Source organism: Richelia intracellularis HH01 (genome assembly GCF_000350105.1).
Classification (GTDB): Bacteria; Cyanobacteriota; Cyanobacteriia; order Cyanobacteriales; family Nostocaceae; genus Richelia; species Richelia intracellularis.
Genome location: NZ_CAIY01000048.1, coordinates 1 through 1,995 on the forward strand (window position 1 = coordinate 1; position 1,995 = coordinate 1,995).

The 1,995-nt window shown below is 26.6% G+C and carries 1 protein-coding gene; it reads left to right on the top strand.

The window, feature by feature from the left end:
* Positions 1–1,187 precede the first annotated feature (1,187 nt).
* Entirely contained in the window at positions 1,188–1,547 is a 360-nt protein-coding gene (locus tag RINTHH_RS06300; protein WP_008234330.1) for a Rieske (2Fe-2S) protein, read from the top strand.
* The last annotated feature ends 448 nt before the right edge of the window (positions 1,548–1,995 follow it).

The window sequence follows — 1,995 nt, forward strand, 5'->3', positions numbered from 1 at the left end:
AAGCACTAATTAAAATGATTTAATTCAATTAAACTTAACTCTAATTTTTACTAGATACTATAATTCATATTATATTTTTATATAATTATCTTTTATTATTTTCATTGCTTTCCCTTTATTATGAATAATTTACCATTGACAATTTTGACTATGTTTTTTATTCAAATTCATGTTGTCTATAAGTTTATCTATTCACTTAAATTTATAGTAGAATTACTAATTTTGCTAGCCATTTTTTAGCTTTTATCTGTTTGGCAATTAATAATAACTATGATCCTAGTTCAGCACCAGTATTTTTAATACTGAATTATTATATTCACTAGTTTTACATGTATGTTTATTTGAACTTTTATAAAACTTTATTAGTTATAGTAATCCTTGCAATACCCTAATAAATTAACCCTTTTCATAAGGACTTAACAATCAAATTGTATCAGAACATTTTAAGTATATTTGCTTTCCCATTAATTATCTAGAATCCTGAATTAATATTTGTTATTTTGAAATAAAATAACTCTCAAAATGCCCTTTTTTTTGGAAACCTCAAAGTATTATAAAATTTTTGTAGTTAGATAGGTGCTTCCATTGAGATGACAGTGATAGACTATATATTACTTTGATACTTACTTGACATTTTTAATGTAATACATATTTGTTATAAATTCCTTGAATTACTATAGTTATCATTGTGGATAATTTGTTATTGTGGAGACTAGTTTATCTCTATAGACTTTATATTACTTAATATTCTCAATATGTTATTAAATATTGAATATGAATAATTTTAAATTAACAATATACAATTTATAAAAAATTATGGGAATATATCTACTCTCACACATTCTTGTTAAAGAATGAATAGTACTATATGATTGCAAATATTTTACTAGAGACTAATCTAAGCATACCTCATCGATAAACTTCAAAGTTTACGCGAGTAAATATCCATATGAATCTTAGAAAAGTAATATAAATGTATTATCAAGTAGGCTTTCAACACTTGAAGCTTCAAAACTATTACCATATCTTATGATAACTATAAGTATATTGCCATGATTTTCTATAGTTGCTGTGTTTGAATGATTTTCGATTTCTCTTTAAACTTTTCGAGTCTAAAAAACAGGTGATTACATGGTTCATAATTGCGGCAAACTAAACAATATAACTAGTCAAAACAAGGAGTCTTAATGAGTTGGTCAAAGGTTTTAGCTGAAAGCTCACTACTACCAGGGGAGCGTAAGGTTGTGGCAGTAGGTAGTCGCAATATTTTAGTATTAAATCATGAGGGTACGTTTTATGCCGTTGATAACGTTTGCCCTCATTTCAAGTTAAAAATGGAAAAAGGTAAAATTACTCCTGATGGAACTATTGTATGTCCCTGGCATCGTAGTGAGTTTGACTTGTGTAGTGGCCTAGCAAAAAAATGGACTCCTTGGCCTCCCGTTGTAGGCAAAATTATGAGCATAGCATCCCAGTCCAAACCATTACAGGTTTTTCAAGTCCGTGTCGAAGAAGGAAATATTTGGGTGGAAGTTGAGCAACACTAACAAAAACTTAGTTAATAGTTAGCATAAGGTCTTTATAATAGTTTTTGGGTGTGTAATATTTCCACCCCTAAAAACTATTAGTTAGGCATACTTCGCATATTACATATTATTTTAAACTCAGTAGTAAACTTATTTTTATGAAACTTAAGATATAAATATTGTTAATACTCTAACAATATTTATATGATTGTAAAATCATCACGGATATATAAAAGTATCTAACTATCAAAATGTAAATTAAAATATTATATAAGTAAGTGGTAAAATATCTAGTCAAGATAACCATTAACCTGGAATAAATCATAAGGAAACTGATAAACAGAATAATAAAAATCTAGAAAAAAATAGATAAACTCAATATTAAAGAGTAATTTATATCTTAAATTACTATCACAATGATTGTTATATCATACAATAAGAGAATAGGAACAAATAATTAAGAATCAAT